Genomic DNA, 1,457 nt, shown 5'->3' on the forward strand with positions numbered 1-1,457 from the left:
ACCTCCACCGGTTCGAGAAGTTTGGAAATGAAGCGCTTGGTGCGCTCATCCTCGCGGTCGATACGCGCATGCCGTCGATGTTCGGACCAGCAGATGGCGGCTACCAAGGCGTAGAAGGCCGCGACTACAGCGCCTGTGATGGCGAGCGCGGTCATGCTGCGCGCTCGGTCAGGAAGTCCTGCCAATCAAGCTTCGCGCCATGGATGCCGGCCTTTTCGATGATCTTGGGCCAGTACCTCGGGGGGATGTTGCCGCGGTTACGCCATTGCCTGACGGTTACGGCCTTCTCGCCGATGTCGGCGGCCATTGCTTCCGCGTTGCCGTCCCAGACGGCGTAAATCGATGCAAGCTGTGACATGGGAGCATAATACGAAACGTATTTTTTATGTCAATACGACACGTATTAGCAATCTCGCTATTAATGCGAAGATGCTTGCTGACAAAGATGAACGCGCGCGGCGCCTGAGATCGGTGATCGCAAAAACGGGAATGTCGATCACCGATGTTGCCAAGCGTCATAACTTCAAAGTCCCCACTCTTACGAGCCATGCGAACGGAACGCGCGTGTTCGACATCGAGACCGGCTATGCATACGCCAAGGCGTTCAAGGTTGATCCTGTATGGTTAATGGGGCTGCGCGGAGACGAGCCAGAGGCGTTAACACTTCCCGCAGAAGATCTCAGGGAGATGATCGGCGCAGCTATGCGCGAGCTGCCGATCGGCGCAACCATCGAGGACTACTTGCGTATCGTGCCAGAAGCGCTTCGTGAGCGCCTAGAGCAATATTTAGCTGTCGGCGGGTTTCGAGGCAGTGAGCCTTCGTCGATTTCTCCCGGCACAAGCGCTCAATCTCACGCTCCCACCAAGCCAGGCGCTGGGGCATAGCCGCACACTCAAGGTCGCAACGGAGGCAACCTGCGTCACATGCAGGCTCTGCCAGAACTATGCCCATATCATCCTCCGGGGGTGTTTGTTCCTGATTCGTTCTCATAGCACAGCGCCCTGCCTGTAGGAAATTTCCTATAACACAAGGCGGATCAACAGGTTGATCAGGGCGGGGTGCCCGAATCGTGAACATACAATGCGTATGAAAAAATAATACGCAACGTATTGACAGTAGGAATACGCAACGTATTATTGCCCCATCAAGCCGGTGAGCCACCAGCGCCCCGGCGAAGATGGAGCCTTAAATGCACATCACCCAAATCACCCCAGCCAAGAACGGCTACGAAGCGCGCCCCGCGGCGAACTTCCTGCCCACGGCCCTGAACCCTCTGCGTGAGGCGCTGGCCGAGCTGGAATACATCATTGCACAGGGTCACGATCTCGCAATCGAGACGCGCGGCCCGTTCGTCATCGAACGCTGTGAGTTTGCCATTGGCCGTGTGCGCGAGGCCATGAGCCGCGCGAACGGTCAGGCTTATGTCGCGGCTCAGGTGGGGAGGGCTGTGGCGTGA

The 1,457-nt window shown here is 57.6% G+C and carries 3 protein-coding genes; 2 read left to right on the forward strand and 1 reads right to left on the reverse strand.

The annotated features are described in order from the left end of the window. Window positions 1-151: 151 nt before the first annotated feature. Window positions 152-307 carry a carph-isopro domain-containing protein gene (locus SPHV1_RS03410; RefSeq protein ID WP_156367222.1) on the reverse strand — a complete coding sequence of 52 codons (156 nt, stop codon included), beginning with the start codon at window positions 305-307 and terminating at the stop codon, window positions 152-154. A 35-nt stretch (window positions 308-342) separates the two neighbouring features. Between SPHV1_RS03410 and SPHV1_RS03415 the strand changes: the two genes are divergently transcribed. Both SPHV1_RS03415 and SPHV1_RS03420 read left to right on the forward strand, forming a co-directional pair. Then, window positions 343-885 carry a helix-turn-helix transcriptional regulator gene (locus SPHV1_RS03415; protein ID WP_156367223.1) on the forward strand — a complete coding sequence of 181 codons (543 nt, stop codon included), beginning with the start codon at window positions 343-345 and terminating at the stop codon, window positions 883-885. 305 nt (window positions 886-1,190) lie between these two features. Continuing rightward, complete coding sequence (locus SPHV1_RS03420) at window positions 1,191-1,457, forward strand: hypothetical protein (RefSeq protein ID WP_054944680.1); 267 nt, start codon at window positions 1,191-1,193, stop codon at window positions 1,455-1,457.

This window comes from Novosphingobium sp. KN65.2 (assembly GCF_001368935.1).
GTDB classification, from domain to species: Bacteria; Pseudomonadota; Alphaproteobacteria; order Sphingomonadales; family Sphingomonadaceae; genus Novosphingobium; species Novosphingobium mathurense.

Bases quoted from the DNA above. Each gene is read 5' to 3' on its own strand.
- SPHV1_RS03415 (WP_156367223.1), top strand. From the start codon at position 343: ATGCAAGCTGTGACATGGGAGCATAATACGAAACGTATTTTTTATGTC.
- SPHV1_RS03420 (WP_054944680.1), top strand. From the start codon at position 1,191: ATGCACATCACCCAAATCACCCCAGCCAAGAACGGCTACGAAGCGCGC.
- SPHV1_RS03410 (WP_156367222.1), bottom strand. From the start codon at position 307: ATGGCCGCCGACATCGGCGAGAAGGCCGTAACCGTCAGGCAATGGCGT.